Annotated in this window: 19 protein-coding genes and 2 pseudogenes; 8 read left to right on the top strand and 13 right to left on the bottom strand. The window is 56.1% G+C overall.

Annotation, left to right across the window (positions count from 1 at the left end):
- Positions 1-270: 270 nt before the first annotated feature.
- From EOHIBHHM_RS22690 to EOHIBHHM_RS22680, 3 genes are all read left to right on the top strand, one after another.
- Positions 271-1,230, top strand: a complete 960-nt coding sequence (locus EOHIBHHM_RS22690; protein WP_497258674.1) for a transcription initiation factor IIB — start codon at positions 271-273, stop codon at positions 1,228-1,230.
- Between the two features lie 401 nt (positions 1,231-1,631).
- Positions 1,632-2,009, top strand: coding sequence for a winged helix-turn-helix domain-containing protein (locus EOHIBHHM_RS22685; RefSeq protein ID WP_049894711.1), 378 nt, complete (start codon positions 1,632-1,634; stop codon positions 2,007-2,009).
- Complete coding sequence (locus EOHIBHHM_RS22680; RefSeq protein ID WP_497258673.1) at positions 2,006-2,287, top strand: DUF7521 family protein; 282 nt, start codon at positions 2,006-2,008, stop codon at positions 2,285-2,287. The genes EOHIBHHM_RS22685 and EOHIBHHM_RS22680 overlap by 4 nt, the downstream gene beginning before the upstream one ends.
- Positions 2,288-2,591: 304 nt before the next feature.
- On the opposite strand, the gene EOHIBHHM_RS22675 is transcribed toward EOHIBHHM_RS22680, so the two are convergent.
- Positions 2,592-4,349 carry a NosD domain-containing protein gene (locus EOHIBHHM_RS22675; RefSeq protein ID WP_497258671.1) on the bottom strand — a complete coding sequence of 586 codons (1,758 nt, stop codon included), beginning with the start codon at positions 4,347-4,349 and terminating at the stop codon, positions 2,592-2,594.
- A 408-nt stretch (positions 4,350-4,757) separates the two neighbouring features.
- Between EOHIBHHM_RS22675 and EOHIBHHM_RS22670 the strand changes: the two genes are divergently transcribed.
- Positions 4,758-5,528 carry an ABC transporter ATP-binding protein gene (locus tag EOHIBHHM_RS22670; protein WP_497258669.1) on the top strand — a complete coding sequence of 257 codons (771 nt, stop codon included), beginning with the start codon at positions 4,758-4,760 and terminating at the stop codon, positions 5,526-5,528.
- A complete protein-coding gene (locus EOHIBHHM_RS22665; protein ID WP_497258667.1) occupies positions 5,528-6,331 on the top strand; it encodes an ABC transporter permease subunit in 804 nt (267 codons plus the stop codon). Before EOHIBHHM_RS22670 ends, EOHIBHHM_RS22665 begins: the two co-directional genes overlap by 1 nt.
- Positions 6,332-6,388: 57 nt before the next feature.
- Here the strand turns inward: EOHIBHHM_RS22665 and EOHIBHHM_RS22660 are convergent.
- Positions 6,389-6,606: pseudogene (locus tag EOHIBHHM_RS22660) on the bottom strand (IS5/IS1182 family transposase); the annotation flags it as partial.
- Between the two features lie 159 nt (positions 6,607-6,765).
- On the opposite strand from EOHIBHHM_RS22660, the pseudogene EOHIBHHM_RS22655 reads away from it, so the two are divergent.
- A pseudogene (locus EOHIBHHM_RS22655) lies at positions 6,766-7,955 on the top strand (IS701 family transposase).
- A gap of 116 nt (positions 7,956-8,071) precedes the next feature.
- Here the strand turns inward: EOHIBHHM_RS22655 and EOHIBHHM_RS22650 are convergent.
- Complete coding sequence (locus EOHIBHHM_RS22650; RefSeq protein ID WP_497258665.1) at positions 8,072-9,250, bottom strand: hypothetical protein; 1,179 nt, start codon at positions 9,248-9,250, stop codon at positions 8,072-8,074.
- A 353-nt stretch (positions 9,251-9,603) separates the two neighbouring features.
- Positions 9,604-9,831: a DUF411 domain-containing protein gene (locus EOHIBHHM_RS22645; protein ID WP_497258826.1), complete on the bottom strand. Its 228-nt coding sequence runs from the start codon at positions 9,829-9,831 to the stop codon at positions 9,604-9,606.
- Between the two features lie 65 nt (positions 9,832-9,896).
- Between EOHIBHHM_RS22645 and EOHIBHHM_RS22640 the strand changes: the two genes are divergently transcribed.
- Positions 9,897-11,087 carry an ISH3 family transposase gene (locus tag EOHIBHHM_RS22640; RefSeq protein ID WP_497257546.1) on the top strand — a complete coding sequence of 397 codons (1,191 nt, stop codon included), beginning with the start codon at positions 9,897-9,899 and terminating at the stop codon, positions 11,085-11,087.
- Positions 11,088-11,294: 207 nt separating this feature from the next.
- On the opposite strand, the gene EOHIBHHM_RS22635 is transcribed toward EOHIBHHM_RS22640, so the two are convergent.
- The 4 genes from EOHIBHHM_RS22635 to EOHIBHHM_RS22620 all read right to left on the bottom strand — a co-directional run bounded on the left by EOHIBHHM_RS22635 (position 11,295) and on the right by EOHIBHHM_RS22620 (position 14,265).
- Positions 11,295-11,645, bottom strand: coding sequence for a twin-arginine translocation signal domain-containing protein (locus EOHIBHHM_RS22635; RefSeq protein WP_497258663.1), 351 nt, complete (start codon positions 11,643-11,645; stop codon positions 11,295-11,297).
- Positions 11,646-11,878: 233 nt separating this feature from the next.
- A complete protein-coding gene (locus EOHIBHHM_RS22630) occupies positions 11,879-12,292 on the bottom strand; it encodes a cupredoxin domain-containing protein (protein ID WP_497258661.1) in 414 nt (137 codons plus the stop codon).
- Between the two features lie 117 nt (positions 12,293-12,409).
- Positions 12,410-13,804: a multicopper oxidase family protein gene (locus tag EOHIBHHM_RS22625; protein ID WP_497258659.1), complete on the bottom strand. Its 1,395-nt coding sequence runs from the start codon at positions 13,802-13,804 to the stop codon at positions 12,410-12,412.
- A gap of 98 nt (positions 13,805-13,902) precedes the next feature.
- Positions 13,903-14,265: a hypothetical protein gene (locus EOHIBHHM_RS22620; protein ID WP_497258657.1), complete on the bottom strand. Its 363-nt coding sequence runs from the start codon at positions 14,263-14,265 to the stop codon at positions 13,903-13,905.
- 340 nt (positions 14,266-14,605) lie between these two features.
- Here EOHIBHHM_RS22620 and EOHIBHHM_RS22615 point away from each other — a divergent pair, with 340 nt between their 5' ends.
- Positions 14,606-14,986, top strand: a complete 381-nt coding sequence (locus EOHIBHHM_RS22615) for an SHOCT domain-containing protein (RefSeq protein WP_497258655.1) — start codon at positions 14,606-14,608, stop codon at positions 14,984-14,986.
- 34 nt (positions 14,987-15,020) lie between these two features.
- Here the strand turns inward: EOHIBHHM_RS22615 and EOHIBHHM_RS22610 are convergent, their stop codons facing one another.
- From EOHIBHHM_RS22610 to EOHIBHHM_RS22590, 5 genes are all read right to left on the bottom strand, one after another.
- Positions 15,021-15,944 (bottom strand): cytochrome c biogenesis CcdA family protein, encoded by a 924-nt coding sequence (locus EOHIBHHM_RS22610; protein ID WP_497258653.1) that lies wholly within the window; start codon positions 15,942-15,944, stop codon positions 15,021-15,023.
- Positions 15,941-16,552, bottom strand: a complete 612-nt coding sequence (locus EOHIBHHM_RS22605; RefSeq protein WP_497258651.1) for a helix-turn-helix transcriptional regulator — start codon at positions 16,550-16,552, stop codon at positions 15,941-15,943. The genes EOHIBHHM_RS22610 and EOHIBHHM_RS22605 overlap by 4 nt, the downstream gene beginning before the upstream one ends.
- 74 nt (positions 16,553-16,626) lie before the next feature.
- The gene (locus EOHIBHHM_RS22600) at positions 16,627-17,631 is read right to left on the bottom strand and encodes a DUF63 family protein (protein ID WP_497258649.1); all 1,005 of its coding nucleotides are present in this window, start codon (positions 17,629-17,631) and stop codon (positions 16,627-16,629) included.
- Positions 17,628-17,852, bottom strand: a complete 225-nt coding sequence (locus EOHIBHHM_RS22595; RefSeq protein ID WP_497258647.1) for a DUF7123 family protein — start codon at positions 17,850-17,852, stop codon at positions 17,628-17,630. The genes EOHIBHHM_RS22600 and EOHIBHHM_RS22595 overlap by 4 nt, the downstream gene beginning before the upstream one ends.
- A gap of 44 nt (positions 17,853-17,896) precedes the next feature.
- Positions 17,897-20,497: a heavy metal translocating P-type ATPase gene (locus EOHIBHHM_RS22590; RefSeq protein WP_497258645.1), complete on the bottom strand. Its 2,601-nt coding sequence runs from the start codon at positions 20,495-20,497 to the stop codon at positions 17,897-17,899.
- Positions 20,498-20,535 lie beyond the last annotated feature (38 nt).

Here is a 20,535-nt window from a genome sequence, read left to right as displayed (position 1 = left end):
AATGAGTGGCGGATTCCCAAGGTGTGGGAATCCCCCAAAGCTACCTCACACCGACGAACGAATCCCGTGTTATGAGGACTCAAGATACTGCGCAGATGGGGGTGGTCAACACGAGTGTGAGTCCATCCACTGCCAGCAGTTGGGACAGCGGTTCTCGCACTTCGTACAGCCAGCTGAGTCTGTCGTTTACGGTGGTGGATTGATGTTGACGTTTGACCACTGTCTGAATATCAAATACCAACAACAGGATCGCCGACTCACAGCGTAATCATGACAGAAACGACAACAGAAATCGGTATTGAGCGAACAAGCGAAAAAGAAACACCTACGAAGTCGCTTCGTACCTGTCCAGAGTGTGATGGCAAGATCGTTCAGGATAGTGAACATGGTGAATCAAGCTGCGAGGAGTGTGGCTTAGTCGTCGACGAAATGCAAGTTGACCGTGGCCCTGAATGGCAAGCGTACAACGCAGATGATCGAAGCGAGAAGAGCAGAGTCGGCGCACCAACAACACAACTGATGCACGACAAGGGGCTCAGTACCACTATCGGGTGGAAGAACACAGACGGGTACGGGAAAACGATACCCGCTCGCAGGCGTGCTCGGTTGCAGCGTCTCAGAACGTGGGATGAGCGCTTCCGGACGAAAGATGCTCACGAACGGAATCTTAAGCAGGCACTCACCGAAATCAGGCGAATGGCATCTGCGTTGGGGCTTCCAGAGCCGCCTCGCGAAACAGCCGGTATCCTATATCGGCGTGCTGTCAAAGACAATTTGCTTCCCGGACGGTCGATCGAAGGGATGGCGACAGCATGCTTGTATGCTGCAACTCGACAGCATGGGTCACCGAGGACACTCACAACGTTCGCAGACGTGAGTCGAGTGAAACGGCTCCGTATCCAGCGAGCGTACAATTATTTATCTCGTGAACTGGGCTTACAAATCGAGCCAGAAAATCCATCGAAGTACGTCCCCCAATTCGCGTCAAGCCTCGACGTGAGTAAGGAGGCAACACGAGAGGCTCACGAGTTACTGGAGGTAGCAACGGCCAATGGAATCCACAGCGGTAAGAGTCCAGCAGGGTTGGCCGCTGCTGCCCTCTATGCTGCGAGTCATCTCACAAACGAGGGACTGACACAGAAGGAAGTAAGTAATGAGGCCCATGTGAGTAGAGTAACTATTCGAAATCGATATCAGGAATTACTGGAGGTTTATGCGGCTCAGGGGTAAGCCGTTGCTAACTCTATGGGGTCAGATCCCTCACAGACAGAAATTGAAATACTACTAGCCTTGGTCAACCAAACGCAACTACATACCACAGATATTGCGAAAAATACCGACACACATCCAATAACAGCGGCTCGAATTTGTGGCCGCCTGGCCGAGAAGAATCTACTTGAGTTACACGGTCAGGAATTCTTCCGTATAACCGATGCCGATCAGCAACGAGTCAAATCTGACCACGAGTTGAGACAATCCCAATATGACTAGTCTGTCATTAGAATCATCGCCGCTTCAAGCGTCTCTGGCGAATCACAATACTGACATCCGGCCAACACAGATAGAAACAACCACCATCTTTTCGAACGGTAATCGAGTGTTCTTTCATCAGGTGTGGCTATCCTTTGATAATGGTGCATAAGTCAGCACCGTCAAAGGATTCCCCTACCCTACAGGAGATCTTGGACGCGCTTGACGATCCTAACTGTCGGGCCATCCTCCGCGAAACATCTGAACCCATGACTGCAAACGACCTCATTGACAAGTGTGATATTCCTAAGTCCACCTTGTACCGAAAGCTGGACCTCCTCACGACAGCCTCACTGGTTCGTGAGCAGGTTTCGATTAGTCCAGGTGGCGGCCGTGTTACACGATATGAACGCGACTTCGACGATGTATTGATTACGATGGACGAAACTGACACCTTCTCTGTGACTGTCGAGCGACCGCCGAAGAGGGCTGATGAGCGACTCGCGAATCTCTGGTCGAAGATGGGAGATGAACTATGATCTTGGTTGAGACAGCGATTGTTGTCGTGAAGACAATCATCCTGCTACTCGGAAGTGGAATCACGTATATCGCCTACAAAGCATATCGGCGGACAGATGCTCCGTCTCTCCGTGCTCTCGGCGTTGGGTTCGGAACCATCACTCTCGGTGCTCTTCTTGCAGGAATCGCAGACCAAGTCCTCTCGGTCTCGCTTGAAGTTGGGGTCCTCATCAACAGTATTCTTGTCGCAATTGGATTCGCTATCGTGATGTACTCTCTCTATCTAGAGCGTGAATAGTACGTAACGTCCCTTCAGATGGGTGGTTATTCTGCGGGTGTGGCCTCTGAATTGACTCCTCCCCGCCCTCAACAGTAGGTGCCGAAGTAGCTGAGGCGACGTTTCGTGGGCGCACCTATAGTGGACCGTCGAACAGAATCTCTTCGCTCCACGCGGGATACGGAACGTCGCTGCTCTTGAATTCTCGGTCGGGTTCACTGAGGACAACCTCGGATTCGAATCATAGAGGTGACACTTCCGAGACAGTCGGTGAGTCCACTCAGTGTTCCCACCGTTCCTGTCGATCTGAGAAACGACCGCCGATTCATACCTGGCGGTTACGGACATTTGGGATATCTGGTTTGGGCCTCGAATACAGCCTCCTGTTGACTGTGATTGTATCGACGTCTTTCCACCCATTTTCGAAGTTCCACGAGTCGGTGTCATCGACTCGACCGATCCGGTTGTGCCTCTCTCGGATTTGGCGCACCCGAGTCTCGTGAACCGGAGTGACGAACGGGGCGGGGTCAACGATTGCATCAGTCCGAAGGCCTGGGAGGAACTGTTGCAAGTATCGAAGGGTCTGTAGTGCGAGTGAATTGGCGAGTGTTCGGCCACCAACACTCTCGCGTGCACGACGATCGACGTCGCTTGTCGGACGGAATGCGCGGTCCAATCGACCATCTCCGTTCAGATCTTTCCCTGGGGCATCGGACCAGTAGTTTCCTCGCCAGAGATGGAGTGTGTTGAACTCTGAGGTGCGGCCGTGACGAGCGTTGTCGACGAAATCGTTCTTGCTCACTTGATTCGTCGGAAGGAGTGCTCGGCTACGCGAACCGATCTGGTTGTAGGCGACGACGTTGTCGATGAAGACCGAGTAGAACCCGCTCACCTGTAACCCAGCTCTGTTCTGTACCAGCGTGTTGTTAGCCACGTAGTTTGCTGTGCCTCCGAGATAGAGTGCTGCACCGGTGTTGTGAATTCGGTTGTCAACCGCTGCGCTCCCATAGCTTCGTCCCTCCATCTTGAGGCCAAAAACGGAATCCGTAACCGTATTGTTGCTCACATAGTTTCGTCGCGAAAAGAGATCGAGTACACCGGCGACCATTCCCTCCATCTCCGTCTGTCGAACCACAAGGTCAGAGACTGCGTAGGCATAAACGCCAACTTTCCCACCGTAAAGCTTCGAGTCCTGAACGACGATACCTGCTCCGATGGCGCTTACAGCAAGGAACCCGTCCCGTGGCACGCGTGTGCTATAGACGGTGAGACCCGAGATCGTGGTGTTCGGACTCTCACGAGCGATAACACCGTTCGACGTCGTATTGATGACGACGTTAGAAACGAGCGATCGACGCGCCGTGTCGAAGACGATCCCAGCGTCACCATAGCCATGGACTTTCCGGTACGTGTACTGCCGATTACCCTCGTCGACAGGGATACTCAGGTTCGTTCGGTTTTTTCCAGTACGACGAGGACCGATCCCCGAAATAGAGAGGTTTGTGACGGCAGTCTTCGGAGAGAATACCCGAATTACACTTCCAGTACTATCTCCAATAAGACGTGTCTTATTCGGTCCGGTTCCCCGAATTGTAATCGGCTTTCGAACAGAGACATTTTCAACGTTGTAGGTACCGGCAGGAATCATAACGGTTGTGTTCGCAGGTGCTCGTTCAATTGCCGCCGCCACTGTTGGAGCGTCCTCTCCGACGACGACCGACGTCGGTCGATCGAGTGACGTTCTCGCGGTCCGAACAGTTTCGTTCGCCCGCGATGCCCGTTTCTGTACGACTTGTGTCCACTGCTGTGGGGAGTGACCGATTCGGTCGACAGGTAGTTGGCGGAGTTCCGACCATTGAACGACCTTCCCACCATACTGTCCGACAAACGCTTCTGCATCGTCACGGGTCGAGAACGGGACCACGGTGGAGTCCTGGGTCGGTACGCGGGCGCTGCTGTTGACGACAAAGTATGCCTCTTCTGCCGGGATCCACCCAGTCGCACGGCCTTCTGGAATACGGAGGAAGCCTTCGTCCGTGAGGGTGACTTTTGTCTTCGAGAATGTCGAAACGTAGACAGTCATCACACGTCCTAATGGCTGAGAGTTACCCGTCTGCATTTCAGAAATTAATGGCGTAATTCCCTGATAGCCGACAACATATCGAAACCGTGAGTAGAAAGCCTCCGCCCGAGGGACCACGATATTACCGTGAGCCTGCAGCGTTGCACTGCCGGGAAGCCCAACTGTCTTCGTATCTTCGAATGGAACCGCATCCGGTCGTTGGCCTTCAGTTGTGGTGATACCAAACGGTATGCCTCCAACCAGAATGATTGCCACCACAACAATAACGAGCGTAGTTCGACTCCGCATCGTGCGTATCTCTTCTGAGGCGACGGCAAAGAATGGCACGACTAGCCGTCATGGTGCGTACCAAGTCTCCCCTCTCCGACAGGCGTAGGACATTTGAGAGTTGAACGGTATTGATGAATCATGGTGACGAGAACCGAGGGTAAAACGGGCGAGACTGAACGACAGACTGACACGGACTCGCCGATTTTGACAGCCGACGATGTAACTCACCAGTTCGGCACCCTCTCGGTTCTTCGTAACGTCAGTTTCTCCATTCAGAAGGGCTCGGTGACGGCAATTATTGGTCCCAACGGATCGGGGAAGACGACTCTAATTCGTCTTCTTGCCGAGATTCTCACTCCTACTTCGGGGCGTGTTCGACTCCAGGCAACTGGCGAGAGACCACTTGGATATGTTCCTCAAGAGATCAATTTCCGACCCAAAATGACAGTTCGAGAAACTCTCCAGTTCTACGCAACACTGCTCTCAGGAGATATTGACGTCGAACAAATGCTGCAACGGGTCGGTCTGGTGAACGTTGGAGAACGACGAATTGATGCACTCTCGGGCGGGATGCTCCGACTGTTGGGGGTTGCTCAAGCAGTGCTCGGCGAACCGCCAGTTGTATTGTTGGACGAACCCACGAGCAGCCTCGATCCTCGGATGACGAGACACGTTCATCACGTCGTCGACAATATTGCGGACGTCGATACCGGTGTCGTTCTGACGACGCACGATCTGTACAGTGCGGAATACGCTGACCGACTCGTCGTCCTTGACGACGGAAAAATTGTCGCCGATGGTTCTCCCCACGACATCAAGACGAAGACGGGCATGGGTTCATTGATGGAGGCATTCGTTGAACTCGTCGGTGAGGACGCGGTCGTACAAACTGGACGAGCGGAGGACTGATGACGACAAACAGCAATCGACTCGTCGCCGTCTTTCGTCGAGAACTCCGCACCTTGCTTCGGTCGCCGGGAGTCGTTGCACTCTCTATCGCATTTGCTGCCGTGATTGTTGCGATTGGGATGCTCAGTGAAGCGAGTGGTTTCGTCCCACTTGCGCTCTCACTTCTGACGCCACTCGAATTTCTCGTGCCACTACTTGCCGCTGGATTCGCCTATCGAACGATACTGGAGGACGGTCGTCGTGGTGAACTCGCGATTTTACGTACGTATCCCATCTCAGGTCTCGCATACATAGGTGGAGTGTATGCAGGACAACTACTCGTTTTTCTCTTCGTTGTCGTTGTCCCGTTGCTGTCCGTCGCGTTAATTATCCCACTTTCAGGGTCTGAAACGTTCCTTGTGACGTTCTCTGGGCTGGATTCACCACTCCTGTACGTCCGGTTTGCTATCCTGACTGCTCTCTATGCCGCTATCGTGCTGTCAGTAATGATCGCAGTCTCTGCCGTTGCCGCGTCGGCAAAACGGGCATTTGCGTTGGCTCTCGCCCTTGTAGTGACGTTATCAATCGGACTGAATCTACTCGTAATTCTCGGCATCAGAGCAGGAATCGCGTCGAACGGGTCGCTTACCTGGGTGCTGAGTCTGAGCCCGAATAGCGCGTATCGGGGACTGGTCATGGCACTCGTTGTTAACCCGGTTTACGATTCCCCAACTCGTACGTCGTCGCTGCTCGCTAGCCTCTCGGGGTTCTGTCTGTGGCTCAGCATTTCGTTCGGAACCGCCCTTTTTGCAGTGTTTAACTGAATGTTATTGAGTGCCGCCTCTTCTCTCACGAGGTACTCGGGGGAGGAACTAATCATAAAGGATCGTGTCGTATGGCAACCGCGTGAGGTCAATCTCTCCGAGAACGCCCGGCAGTCGCTAAGTATGTCGACCGTCTGGCGGTAGGTGTTCCCAAGTTCAACTCTGAGTGCAGGAAGCGTGAGCATTGTCCAGTCGGCGGGTTCGCCTGGGTTCTCGACAACTGTCTTAGCAGTAGCGACCGTAACACGTGTGAAGCGGCGGAATTCCGAACTCAAACCAATCTGTCTCTTCGCTTTCTACCGAGATAACGGAGTCGCCACGCCGCAGTCTAGCGATCCTACAGAGCACAGCACCTTACTCAGCAAGGATTTCACCAATCCGTTTGTATCGAGTCGAATCATACGTTTATCGAGGTCAGTGACCTAGAGTGACTGATGCTGCCGATCACGTCGTTCCTCTCCTGCACTGCTCCGATTGATGAGCTAGAGTGCTTTTTGACACGGCAGAAATACCATGCGAAAACCTACGTCACAGGTCTTGTTGCGGCTAGCAACAAGACCGTCGAGGGCATCTTAATACACGTTCTTCCAGCGAAAAGCGAACGAGCCTTGAACAAGTTCCTCACCGAGTATAACTGGGATACTGGTCAGCTGAACAGAGAACGGTTCGCGCTCCTCCAGGCACACAACGAAACCGCATGGAGTCGTGAAGGTGTCGTCATCATCAACGACACCTTCACTCACAAGACTGGCAAACGGATTCCAAACGTCTGAAAGTTTTACGATCACACCAAACGCGGCTACATCTGGGGACAAAACCTCATCTACGCTCTCTACGCTGACGAAAAACCACATACCCACTCAGCTTTCGCCTCTACGAGAAAAATGCAAAGACGCGGATCGAATTAGCGATCGACCTCGTCGACGAACTCATCGAGATAGGTATCCCGGCGGACACCTATCTCTTTGACATAAGCTACTGCTCGGAAGCATTCGTCACGCACCTCGATTCTTACCACAAGCAGTGGGTCTCAGCAGTCAAGAGCGACACTCGCGTCACCTACGCGGGCGAGCGCATCCGTGTCGATGCGCTCGCCCAGCGCGTTTGGAAAGTGAAGCGGATGATTGGTGAGGAAACGTACCATATCTGGACGCAGAAACGCGACGTTGCACGTCTTGGAGAGGTGAAGCTCCTGATTACCGAAAAAGAATCGGACGACTCTTCGGAGGATGACGAAGGTGAAGACGAACCTAGCGTGAAGTACATCGTCTCAAATAAAATCGACGCAAAAGCGAGCCATCTCATCGTGTTGTACGCGATGAGATGGCGAATCGAGACGTTCTTCAGAGACACCAAGCAAGACCTCGGTTTGGGAGCCTGCGAGCTCCGACATGCCGCAGGTGCCAGTCGGCACTGGCACCTGCTGATGCTGGCCTACAGCCTCCTGAAGCTCGGGATTGCAGACAGCGCTCTCGGAACGGTGATTTCACGAGCAAGTTCGCTTCGTAACGACCTCAAACGTTCCTTCCGTGAAACCGTTCAGAACCTTCTGTCGTGGGCACTCAGCAGTGAAAACCGGAATATCGACCAGCTAATGCAGGAAATCGACGTGCTGTTCGTCTAACGTGCGAAGTCAAGTAACTAGACAGTGCCGTATCCAGCTTTAGTCTATCAAACACTGTTCGGACCTGCATCCCCTACTGATCAATCGGCAGGGATTATGGGGGCTGTTCGACTAGGTTAGCGGGCTGCTTCGACCGAATAGACGAGACTCCCGGTGAACAGGACGATACTCGCGACGACGAAGAGCGTACTAAGCGGGGACGCCGAGTCGACGAATACCCAGTACAGTGGTGCTGCGATGGAGGGACCAGCCGCCAATATCGCCACTTTCGCGACGAGCGGGCCACAGCATCCACAGGTACTGCAGCCTACAACTGCGGCCGTTCCGGCCGTACTCTGTGCTTTCCCAGCTTGTTCTTCAAGGCGCCAGTGGCGGGCAACGATGGCGGCGTTCAATCCAATGAGCCCGCTCAACAATCCGGTCACGACGAGCAGTCCGGGTGAAATGGCAAGTAGAAATATCGGGACGAGAGGGACGTCTGGGAGGTAAATGAATAAGAGCGGCCAGGTAATAAGCTGATAATTATCGGCCAAGACACCAATAAATTGCTCACCAGGGTTGGGAACGCCGGGTTCCGGGACGAACGAGAGATAGCCGGTGACAGAGACGAAGTAGAGTGCCACGATAGCCCCCACACCGATTCCGAACCGACGTGCAACCGGATCACGTAGAACTTCACTGAGCACGTCTCCTGCGTCTTTCCAGATGATATACCCCACAAAGACGGGCGTCCCCAAGACGATAGCATATCCAAGTGGGTGCCTCTCACTGACCAGACCAGGAAGACTCGGGTACACAATCCACAGGCCCATCAGAATCCCGAAGAAGGTATAGCGGGGGCGGGTCGGCCATCGAAGCCAGCCGACGATGATGCTCACAATCATGATCAGAAAGCCGACCGACAACCCCAATAGGGGATACCACGACCGCGACAAGGGCATAGAACTCGCGGTATACGTTGGCTGTGGCGATGTCGCGGAGAAGATGGTCACTCCGAGCGCCGTTACTGTGAGTCCAATAAACACGCCATAGAGGGCCTTCATTGGCGTGACGCGATTTGTTCGCTTGAGAATGAGAAATCCACCGAGAATAATGACGCCGCCGAGCGCAAGAAGGACTCCGTGACCCTGTGTGAGTGGTGTGACCTCAGCCGCACCATGACCTGCGGATGCGACGGGAATCTGCGTCAGTACGAGCACAAAGAGAGCGAGTACAGATACCGGACGTATCGATCCGCGCCGCTGGAACCGCTTCCCGGTTCCCTCTTCCCTTCCGTGACGCCGTTCCGATGCCATTAGTGTAAATTATCCAGCGACCCACTTCTACCTACCTGATTCGGTCGGCTATCAGTTTCGAGCCAGAGTCCATACCGTTACCGACGCTGTTAGGAGATACCCGACGCGAAATATTCCCACGGCCACATTGTCCGTCTCTCTCCCGAAGCCATAACGCCCCCGTACGACACCTGACGGTACTGTCTGGCCTCGTACTCCAAACTGCAGAAGTACCTACGCGGTGCATCAATGCGTGCTGGGCTTCTCGTCTCGCTTCTGTGCGTACATCGCTCATGACGGGAGTCCGTATTGACAATACATGTGTCGCTTCGCTGCGTTCGGCAGTGTAATCGTCAGTCATTGATCTCCAGATATCATATTGTCATGAACTCGCGATAGGACCCGTCTTTTTCTACTGCATAGATAACGAACGGCTCTGATTTCTTACCCGGCATGCCAGGTGAGCCCAGAGGCATCCCCGGGAGTGCAATCCCGAGGACCTCTGGTTTCTCGAGGGCAAGTTTCCCGATCGCTTCGCGCGGAACGTGTCCTTCGACAAAATCGCTAGTTGTCCACTCTGGCTCAGGACTCCAGCAGCTGATACGTAGTACTGAGTGAAGCGGGTGAATCAGGGACCTGATTCATCCGCTGTCCGGATACGCACCTGATGAACTTTCCACAACTCAAGCAGGTGCTTACAGATCCGGACGAGTTCATTACGAACAGCCAACTCAAGACTCTTGCTCTGGAAGTGCTTGAGTTGATTCCGATGCCAGGAATCGAGGGCTCGCCCCTCGATTCCGGCGATATCATGGAAGTCGTTCTCCGTGCGGCTGTCGGCACAACCTCGGTCAACGGCGTCACGACCAACACAGACGAGACACCCAACAGAGAACCCGTCATGGAGTGGCTCCATACTCTCGACAAAGAGCCGATGCTGGACGCTGTCAACGACATTCTCGCGACGTTGGCGATGTCGGTTCTCGACCGCGACCGGTCGAGAACCGTCTGCATCGATTTCATGGACAACCCGTTTCACGGGCACCCAGCGGACGAAGACGAGTTCAGGCGAATGCAAGCGCGTGATGGCACGACGAAGTGCCATCGGTACTGCACGGCGTTCGTGCTCGCGCAGGGAAAGCCGCTGACGCTGGCGGTTGAACCGGTTGCTGGCGACGATAGCGCTGCCGACGCGGTCGAGCGCGTGCTCGCCCGCGTCGAACTGTATCCGTTCGAGTTCGACCGGATTCTCATGGATCGAGCAGCCTACGTCGGCGAGGTGATCGGCGTGCTTCGGGCGACAGCGCCGCCAGTCTTCCCGGTCAAGACCGGGAAAGACTCGCTCCGGAAGAAACTTTCAGCGACAGCGTCGTACATGACCGAAGAGACGATCTGTGAAGGCAAAGAGCACGAACAGACGTTTCCGCTGGCGGTGAACGTAACCTACCAAAACGGTGATCGCGGGAAGTCAGGACTCAAACAGACTGGATACGCGGCGTACGGTCTGGAAGACCGCACGCCGCGGCAAGTGGCGCGGATCTACAACAACCGCTCACGGATCGAGAAGAGCTACGAGAAGTTCCGGGAAGCGCGGGCCCTTACGACGACGCCATCGACGACAATTCGGCTCTTCTACGTGGGTGTAGGGTTCCTGTTAGAGCAGTTGTGGCTGGTGGTGCAGTGGGCAGTGCTCGCCCGGCCACGGCGTGGCGGGCGAGCACTCCCGGTAGATTTCACGTTCAGTGATGCGTTTCTCCATGGGATCGAACAGGTGTTGGATGACGAACTGGGCTGGAAGAGGAAGCATCGGACGAACGGGGAAGGACTGCCACCAGGATACGAGCACGGACTCGGGTGAGCCGCCTCGCTTCGACCGAAGCGAGGCTGGCGGGGAGCAACAGCTGTCTTCTGAGAGCGGTTTGAGCGATGGCCACAGCGGAAAACAACCAGATCTGAGACTCTTCTCGCAGTCTCTGTAGTGCCAAAAGTGTCCTTCGTCTCGTTTCGGCGTTCTCACCATGTCAGACCAGCCTCTTGCTGCCGCCGCTATCGAGAGAGTGGACAACTAGCGAAAATACTCGCCAATATCGAGCGTATGGCAGCTTTCGACATCCCTCTGAACATTATATTTCTCCTTGGTCTTCGCGAGATCGTTGACTTTGACAACCTTGATCTCGGCCTCGGTGGTCGCTTCGAGGTACTTCTTGTACTCAAGACAGCAGCTGCAATTCGGGACTTTGTACATGGTAGACGACCCGAGGTACGTCGCGGCAGCCTGTCGGTACTCCTTCTCGCTTCCTCCTGTTGCGAAGTCCGCGACGCCTTGATCCCCGCTCGTACAGCCCGCAAGCGCTCCCAGACCAGTCACTCCGAGCGCTCCGAGAAAGGTTCGGCGAGTGAGGGGTACGCCAGACATCAAGGGTTGATCTGCGTGAGGCGGTGTTCGGTTAGTGTCTGAGGGATTCATGTCAAGAGTGTTTGGTGATCGCTCGTTTAGCTTCACTGTGTCTGCTCAAGGGCCTTGGTAGCCTGTTCGTTTAGCGTCTCGATGACTGTTTGTGCGTCCCCTGGAAGGCTCTCCTGCGGTGGAACGAGGCCGGGCTGATCTTGGGTCTCTGGATGACCGACGATAACGCTTCCAACCATTCCTCAGAATTCGTGTGGAATACAGAAATAGTCGTAGACTCCTTCGACTTCGAAGGTGTGCTTGAACGTTGCGCCCTGCTTGCTGAACATCCCGCTATCCCACGATTCCGCGACTTCGGGAATCCGGGATGGTTTATCGACATCGGGATGGTATGCGGTCGTCGTATGGGCTCCGCTCTCGTTCGTCCACGTGACAGTCCCGCCCTCCGTTACCCAGACAAGGTGGGGATCAAAGTGATGGCCACTCTCATCAGAGAGCATTGCAACCTCAGCATGATCGACCGGGGCGTCGGGAAGCCCTTCATCGTGAGCGTGGGTCTCATTCGTGGTTTCGTCGTGGCTTTCGTCAGGAGAGTTGCTGTTCGCTGAACTCGTACAACCAGCGAGACTTACCGTTCCAATTAGGCCCGTGGTCATCGCGAGAACTCGACGTCGAGACTGCTCTAGTCGGGGGCTCTCTCTTGCGTTAGGCGACGTTGTGTTCGTATTCGGCGTTCGTCTCGTCATTGTAGATTCGCTGGTATGGTTTATCGACTATACATAGTGGAGCTCCCGCGCCATCCCGCTGTGGAGATGATACAGGTTGTGACAGTGGAAGAACCAGTCCCCGGGATTGTCGGCGACGAAATCGAACGTCACCTCGCCCATATGCGGCGGGACAATGATGGTATCCATCACGGCATCGCCGACCTGGAAGAAGTGGCCGTGCAGGTGCATCGGATGAAGCATCATACTGTGATTCACCATCTTGACCCGGACGTGCTCGCCTTCGCGGATCTTCAGCGGGTCTGCGTCGGGGTACGCCTGCCCATCGATCGTCCACGTATCGGGCTGCATCATCATCCCGCTTGACAACGTCAGATCGAACGCTCGATCAGGCGTCCCACTCACATCGAGCGGGGTCTGTGAGTGGAGGTCCTCGTACGTGAGGGTGTAGCCGTCGAACTGCGGTTGGGTAGGTGTCGTCGATACGTCCGTCGCCGCGTACTGGAAGACGGCCTGTGCTGGCTCCGCCTCTCGTCCGACGACTGCTGCCTGGATCGCCCACGCTCCGGGGTTATCCGCCTCGACGATGACGTCGTACCGTTCGCCCATACTAAGCAGGAACGAGTCGACGTCAACCGGATCGACGGGCTGGCCGTCCGCATGCGTGACCGTCATCTGATGGCCGCCGATACCGACGTGATACGTGGTGGCGCTACTCCCGTTGATGAACCGTAGGCGAACGCGTTGGCCCTCGTCGACGTCGACGGTAAACGGATCATCGGGCACGCGACCGTTGACGAGCAACCCCTCGTATGGCGGATGTTCGCCCATCCCATTGCCTGCATCAACGCTGGGCTCCGCCGGGAGATAGTCGTCCAGGAACAGCGTGATGTCCTCGTCATAGTCGACGTGAGGTGACTGTTCTTCGATGATGAGCGGGCCGACGAGCCCACGGTCAAGCTGGAGGTCAACGTGGCTGTGATAAAGGTACGAACCGGCTGGCGTTGCGTCGAACTCGTACTGGAAGCTATCCCCGGATTGAATCGGCTCTTGGGTGAGTCCAGGAACGCCGTCCATCGGATTCGGTACCGGAACGCCGTGCCAGTGGATCGTCGTCGGGGCAGGGAGCTGGTTTGCGACGTCGACGCGGAGTCGTTCTCCCTCTTTCATGCGGAGTTCCGGTCCGGGGTACTGCTCGTCGTAAAACCACGAATCATATGATTCCCCGGCCCCGACAGGCAGGGTCCCCGCCGCAGGGGTTAGCCGCTCGGACACATCCGGCGGTCCAGCCGCTGCTGGTAACCCCGACGGGGGCGATTTGTCCGTTGTGGGTAGTTCACTGGCAATTTCTGAGCAGCCGGCAAGTCCGGCGAGAGCGCCACTCCCTGCTATCTGGAGGAGACGGCGTCGCGTGAGTGATTGGTGGTTCGGAGGGAGATTCATATCAAGGTACTTCCTCGGTCAGGCTCTTAGAGAGTAGTCCGTGCATAGGGTGTGTCATTTAACTCATCATAACCTCGGGGTATCAAGCAGAGTGCTGCTCAGTGACAGCCCATCCCCGACATTCCACCGCGCATCATGCCGTTCATCATTCCATCCATCATACTGCCCATCATCCGACCGTTCTTTATGCCGTCCATCATTGAGCCCCCTTGATGGGATGACATCCGTTCGCCCATCTCCTCGTAGCTCATTCCCATTCGTTCCTGCATCTGGGCGGCTGCATCGGCACCCATCTGCTCGGTCATGTGTTGTTCCATCCACGTCGCCCACTCGGCCGCAGTGCCGTTCTGGGGGGCATCGTCGTGGCCGGGGCTGCTGTTCGTTCCATGTGCGGCGACGCCGCCGACAGCGAGCAGGAGAACCGCAAGGACGGCCGTTATTGTGAGTGTGAAGTTACGCATTTGTTGTTCACCGACACTCGACCTTAGAACTGCTCCAGATTTATGGCTGTGGGCGTGAACGATGGTCTGAAATCAGCTTAGAACGTTCATAAGCCGATTTGAACGTGTTTCCCAGGAAAGATCGTTCATCGCGGCCAATCTCGACAGTGACAGGCCTTCTACTGAGTTCACGGCGAACCAGCACAAAGCCGCTCTCAGATCGATCCCCGATAGAGATTACTCGTCGTCACAACTCCTCGAACTGATGAAACTATCAATGTCATATTGAGGCTGAAGAACCCGGAGACAGCAACGGACACCACCCTTATACTGGAGGAAGGATGACTTTCGACAGTACGCGGTGATCTCATTCATATCTACCCCTCGAACGGACCAAGACGGAACGCTGCTTCGTGTCCTGCTCATCATCGTCGCACTCGTCCTATTAGCTCCTCTCTTTATGATGGTCTTCATGATGCCGATGATGGGAATGATGGGGTGGTGGGCAGGTGGCGTACCTAGCACAGGGACGGGAATGTCTCCGCTGTGGGGTATCGGAATGATGCTGGTATTCCTCTTGGTCCTTCTCGGAATTGGCTATCTCGTCTATCGGGCGTTCGCCCGCGGGTCGCTCAGCAGAAACGACCCTGCCCTCAAGGAACTCCGACTCGCATACGCTCGCGGAGAACTCTCTCAGGAAGAATTCGAACAGCGACGGGAAGACCTCCGCCAGTCAAAATAAATCACTCTGTTTCAGACCCGGTGTGCAGGAAGAGCTAGAGATAGCCGAAGGAGATGAGCGTGTACCAGGTCACGTAGCTCCCAATAAGGACGAACCCGATACTGCCAAGAACGCGTACTCGGCCTGCATAGCGACCGAGTGAAATAGATCGGCCAGTTGTAGCAGTGAGGACACTGACTCCGATCATGAGGGTGCTCATCCCTGCTGCGAACGAACCGAACACAGCGAGCCCGCCGATGATCCCGTCCGTCGCAAAGACAGAGAGAATCACGCCCAAGAAGAGCGGAATATTACACGCAAGACTTCCGACACCATACACAACGCCGAAGCTGAAAAACGCCCCTCCCGAGCTGTTGGTGCGTTTCGGAAGCCGGACTATCGATGAGAGACTGGTGTTCGTATAGTATAGCACTCCAATCCCGATGATCAGTGGGCCAGCGAGAAGCTGGAACTGGACGAGATAGGGCCGGATCCATTCGCCGATGAGGAGCACTGGAATGCTGATTACCAGGTATGTGCTAGTAACACCGAGTGCTGTGATTAGCCCTGAGTAGAGTCCTGAGACACCGGTCGCCATCACTACCCCCTGGAGCAAAAGGAGCGTTCCAACAGTCACGAGCATCACTGGCGGATCATAGCTTCCTGTGCCAAACTGAGCGAGGGGCACAATGACGTGATACCCCGGAAGCAGGATCCGGAGTCCGGAAACGGCCATGTAGAACAACGGAATCGCCCCGGCAAGGAACGCTCCGACTCCGAGAACGCCAGTTAACCGGGCAAGCCACTGGATCGATCGTGGTGCAGATGCAAGTGGTGCAGTTGTCGTCCTGTTCTTGGAGTGCGTATTGAAGTACGTGAGATACGCTGGCAGCAGACCCACACTACACGGGGCAAAAAACATGAGCACACCGGTCGCATAGGCGACGATGAGCAGGGAGGATTGCCCAACTTCGATCACAATTGTTCTTCCTTCAGGAGTTCTCCCGGGTAGACGCGATACGTCCGTCCCTGCTTTTCGCGGTAGATCAAGCCTCGATCTTCGAGTTTGCTGACGGTCTGGCTCACTTTCGCCTTCGAAAAGTCAGACCGAGCGCGAAGCTCGACCTGCGTCAACCCAGGGGATTCCAAAATTGGGTCGATAACACGTCGTTCGTCCTCCGGCAGAAAGGCCAGTGCCGAGGATCGCTTCGGAGCTGAATCGTTCGTCGACGATTCTCGCGTGGGTTGCTCCGATGGATGCTCGGACGAGTGGGCACTGGGGCTTGTGGACTCGTCTGGCTCGTCACGATCAGCTTCCGCTACGCCAGCTGGTGTCGATGTCGAGAGGACGTCAGCAAGCGACTCTCGACTCACGACGTAGACGCCAAGGACGACACTCACCGCGATGAGTGTCCCGAAGAGATACCAGATCGGGTCCATTCCTGGCATCGTGCCCATCATCTGGCCCATCATCCCGTCGCGTGCAAGCGCCCGCTGCGTCGCTCGCCACCAGCTGTAGCTCCCGAACAGGATGATCCCGACGACGAGGAGACCGACAAGCCGGTCGACTGTCTTGAGCGTAACCATCGGTGTACCGTTCTCTGCCTCTTGATTCATGCGTTCGATTCACCCCGGCATGGATGTACTGATTTCATTCGGCGCTAGACCCCGAGCATCATGCGCGTGGTGCCACGGACGCCCATGGGAAGACCGACTGCGATGATAACTATCGCAATCAGCCACCACTGTCCGTGCGGCAGCTCGTCGTCACCATCGGCGAGTATCCAGACGACGAAGATCACTGCGAGGAATTTGACCACAAACGTCGAACCTTCGAAGCCAGTCCACTGATAGAGCTGCTTCGTGACGAACATCTTCGGCGCATAGCCATACAGAGTTACACCGACGAGGTTCTGTGCAGCATCCCACATCTGTCCGAAGATGACGAGCAGATACATCGGATGATGGAGTGCAGCCCATCCAGTAACTGTACCAGCGAGATAGAACCCGCCGGTCACCAAGAGCGCGATCCCAATGGTGAGGACCGGCACAATCGGGCGGAACGTCTCTGCGGCGGTGATACCGTAGAGGAGCGTCCATCCAATTGCAAGCACCGCCCACACGGAGCCGAGCAGTCCAACGGCTGCCGGCACAGAGGCCACCCCCCGATCACGGAGGACTGCCCCGATTGCGAGGCCAACGAGTGTGACGCCCGCAATGACGAAGTAGATGCTCGGTGTGATGAACAGGACGTCGAGTGCACCGAGCACTCCCAGATCCTCGAGAGCGCGCATCGCGCCCCCAGCGAGGATGATTGGCGCGAGGCCGTACGCGAGACGGGTGGTGAGGTTGATCCCCAAGCTATCAAGAAACGCGCGTAGCCCGGGTACGCTGTAGAGGACGACAGCCAGGTAGGTGAGAGTATTCACAGGATTGTACCCGGTAGTCGCTTGGATACCGTCGTGTGTTACTGGTCCACTACTGGCATCTGCAACGACTGGTCCCCAGAGATACTGCCAGATGAAGCGGTCATAAACGAGGTCAGGGAACGCGAGGAGACCACCAACGACGACCAGAATGGGGCCAAATAGGTATAGAAGCCACCAGCTCTGACTTCCCGTCGCTGGGATGCTTGCGGAGACGCGCTCAGTCAGCGTCGTACTCATGGTGTATCCCTCCGGAGTTGCCATGTAACGCTTTTTGACCGGCCCCACTGCGTGAGCGTGATATCTGTCAGTTCATCTTGTAGCCGGTGGAGGTACTGCGCGACGGCTTTCGGTGAGGTCTCAAGGTCGGACGCAATGTCCCGTGCTTTGAGATACGTTGGTTCGTCGGTTGCACGCTGTTCGAGGTACGTGCGTATGGAATCTGAGGTGACGTGTGTCATCTGTTAGAGTTTGGTAATGAAAGGGAGTACGGTGGGAGAGACGATCATCGATCTCGTCGGAGGAATCCGAGTAGGGTGTAGTCGTGGTCCGGAATATACCGTCGGAACAGGAGACTATTCGCAAGTACCGATACCGATGAGAACGCCATCGCGCCGGCCGCGAGGACAGGCTGAAGCAGCCCGAGTGATGCCAGCGGAATCAGCGTGATGTTGTACGCGAACGCCCAGACGAGGTTCTGCTTGATCTTCGCGAGTGTTCCATCCGAGATGCGAATCGCCTTCACCACGTCGACTGGATCATCGCGCATCAGGGTCACGTCCGCCGCCTCGATGGCGACGTCTGTCCCGGATCCAATTGCAGTCCCAACGTATGCCGCTGCAAGCGCTGGGGCGTCGTTCACGCCGTCACCAACCATCATCGCCTTCCGTCCGTCGGCTTGGATACCTTCGACAGCGTCGGCCTTGTCTTCCGGAAGGACTTCAGCACGAACGTTTTCGGGGGCAAGCCCGACCTGCTCGGCGACTGCACGGGCCGTCCGCTCGTTGTCGCCCGTAATCATCAGGACGTCAAGTCCACGCTCGTGGAGCGCCTCAACTGCGTCTATTGCGCTGTCCTTGATCGTATCCGCATCGGCGACGAGTCCGATCAACCGGCCGTTCAGCGCCACGAGCATCGCAGTCTTCCCTTCATTTTCGAGGCGTTCGAGTTCATCCTCGGCGGGGGTCGGATCGATTCCGTTGTCTCGCATCAACTTGCGGTTGCCGACGAGAACCTCCCCTGCATCAATCCTCGCACGAATCCCGTGACCGGGGACGTTTTCGAACTCGTCTGGCTCTTCAACGTCAAGACCACGCTGTGCTGCCCCGTCAACGATCGCTCGTGCGAGCGGGTGTTCGCTCCCGCTTTCGGCACTGGCAGCGGCACGAAGCACGAAGGCTTCATCAAGCTGCTCACGGGGTTGCAGTTGGCCACCATCAGCGACTGAATCACCATCGCCGCCGTCCGCAACCGTACGATCACCGATGACAACGACGTCAGTGAGGCTCATCTCACCCTTCGTGAGTGTGCCCGTCTTGTCGAAGATGACCGTATCGACGTCTCTGACACGTTCGAGGATGTCCCCACCCTTGAAGAGAACGCCATTCTGTGCGCCGATCGTCGTCCCAACCATCGTCGCTGCGGGCGTCGCGAGGCCGAGGGCGCACGGACACGCGATGAGGACAGCACTCGCGAAGACGATGATCGCAAATTCGAAGACGCCAACGGTCACAGGCCCCCCGCCGACTAACCCCCACACCGGGAGACTGGTCATGAAGCCTGTCAGGACATCGGGGAAGGCGTACCAGACACCCGCCCAGAACAGCGCATTAAGGATTACCGCGGGGACAAAGTATGCGCTCACGCGATCGGCGAGGTTCTGAATCTCAGGCTGGCGGCTCTGGGCATCCTTGACCATCTGGACGATCTGCTGGATGGCCGTCTCGGAGCCGACCCTCGTCGCCTCGACGAGGAGCACGCCGTTCTCGTTGATCGTCGCGCCGACGACCTCGTCACCCGGCTCTTTGCCGACCGGGACGGACTCGCCCGTCACCATCGACTCGTCGACTGCACTCTCGCCGTCGACGACCACACCGTCCGTCGGAATCTTTTCGCCCGGGCGGACTTTCAGTAGATCACCGACCTCGACGTCCTCCAGCGGAACCTCACGTTCCTCGCCGTCTTCGACGATGGTTGCCGTGTCGGCCTCCATCTCGAGGAGCGCCCGGATGGCTTCACTAGCCTGTCCCTTCGAGCGGGCCTCGAGATAGTTGCCGAGCGTAATGAACACGAGGATGAGCGCCGCCGTATCGAAGTAGAGCCCACCCGTGATGACACCGAGCAGGACGACGACCGAGAAGAGGTACGCTGTCGACGACCCTAACGCGATGAGGACGTCCATGTTCGCGCGCTTGTTCTTGACGAGTGCTTTGTAGGAATTCTTGTAGAACGCCCACCCGAGGACGACCTGGACCGGCGTGGCGAGCAGGAACTCGAGCCAACCGAACTCGACGCCGAGCACTGTCTCGGGGAGGACGCCACCACCGAAGAGGAATCGCTCAATGAGGAAGAAGACGAGTGGTGCTGAAAGGATTGCACCGAACAGCGTCAACCGAAGTTGCTTCCTGATTTCGGCCTGCCGGGCAGCTTCGCGTCGATCTTCGGCTGCGTCGCCTTCACCCTCATCCTCGCGGACAGGCATATAGCCGGCGTCCTCGATCGCGTCATAGAGGTTTGTCAATGAGACCGCTGCGGGATTGAACGTGACCGTCGCTTCGTCAGTAGCGATGTTAACCTCAGCCGCGATGACTCCAGGGACGGATTCGAGTGCCTGCTCGTTCGTCTCCGCACAGCTGGCACACGTCATCCCGGTAATCCCGATCGTCGCTGACTCGCGTACTGCGTGATAGCCAGTCGCATCGATCGTATCGTAAATATCACTGAGCGAGAGCTGCTCTGGGTCATACTCGACCGCCCCCTCGTCGGTGGCAAAGTTGACGTTCACCTCCCTGACCCCGTCAAGCTCACGTAGGGCATCAGTAATTGTTTGAGAACACGTCGCGCAGCTCATGCCCTGGATGTCGAGCTGTATTTTCTGGATACTCATTAGCTATACAGTTCTAGTACCCCCACAGTTACCTCAAT

It is taken from the genome of Halogranum roseipondis (assembly GCF_059695585.1).
Note: the sequence above shows the minus strand (reverse complement) of the source record. Positions and strands in the feature narration are given on the sequence as shown.

Excerpts from the sequence above, each read along its gene's own strand:
- EOHIBHHM_RS22690 (WP_497258674.1), top strand. The coding sequence starts at position 271 with ATGACAGAAACGACAACAGAAATCGGTATTGAGCGAACAAGCGAAAAA.
- EOHIBHHM_RS22685 (WP_049894711.1), top strand. The coding sequence starts at position 1,632 with ATGGTGCATAAGTCAGCACCGTCAAAGGATTCCCCTACCCTACAGGAG.
- EOHIBHHM_RS22680 (WP_497258673.1), top strand. The coding sequence starts at position 2,006 with ATGATCTTGGTTGAGACAGCGATTGTTGTCGTGAAGACAATCATCCTG.
- EOHIBHHM_RS22675 (WP_497258671.1), bottom strand. The coding sequence starts at position 4,349 with ATGACTGTCTACGTTTCGACATTCTCGAAGACAAAAGTCACCCTCACG.
- EOHIBHHM_RS22670 (WP_497258669.1), top strand. The coding sequence starts at position 4,758 with ATGGTGACGAGAACCGAGGGTAAAACGGGCGAGACTGAACGACAGACT.
- EOHIBHHM_RS22665 (WP_497258667.1), top strand. The coding sequence starts at position 5,528 with ATGACGACAAACAGCAATCGACTCGTCGCCGTCTTTCGTCGAGAACTC.
- EOHIBHHM_RS22650 (WP_497258665.1), bottom strand. The coding sequence starts at position 9,250 with ATGGCATCGGAACGGCGTCACGGAAGGGAAGAGGGAACCGGGAAGCGG.
- EOHIBHHM_RS22640 (WP_497257546.1), top strand. The coding sequence starts at position 9,897 with ATGAACTTTCCACAACTCAAGCAGGTGCTTACAGATCCGGACGAGTTC.
- EOHIBHHM_RS22635 (WP_497258663.1), bottom strand. The coding sequence starts at position 11,645 with ATGTCTGGCGTACCCCTCACTCGCCGAACCTTTCTCGGAGCGCTCGGA.
- EOHIBHHM_RS22630 (WP_497258661.1), bottom strand. The coding sequence starts at position 12,292 with ATGACCACGGGCCTAATTGGAACGGTAAGTCTCGCTGGTTGTACGAGT.
- EOHIBHHM_RS22625 (WP_497258659.1), bottom strand. The coding sequence starts at position 13,804 with ATGAATCTCCCTCCGAACCACCAATCACTCACGCGACGCCGTCTCCTC.
- EOHIBHHM_RS22620 (WP_497258657.1), bottom strand. The coding sequence starts at position 14,265 with ATGCGTAACTTCACACTCACAATAACGGCCGTCCTTGCGGTTCTCCTG.
- EOHIBHHM_RS22605 (WP_497258651.1), bottom strand. The coding sequence starts at position 16,552 with ATGGTTACGCTCAAGACAGTCGACCGGCTTGTCGGTCTCCTCGTCGTC.
- EOHIBHHM_RS22600 (WP_497258649.1), bottom strand. The coding sequence starts at position 17,631 with ATGAGTACGACGCTGACTGAGCGCGTCTCCGCAAGCATCCCAGCGACG.
- EOHIBHHM_RS22595 (WP_497258647.1), bottom strand. The coding sequence starts at position 17,852 with ATGACACACGTCACCTCAGATTCCATACGCACGTACCTCGAACAGCGT.
- EOHIBHHM_RS22590 (WP_497258645.1), bottom strand. The coding sequence starts at position 20,497 with ATGAGTATCCAGAAAATACAGCTCGACATCCAGGGCATGAGCTGCGCG.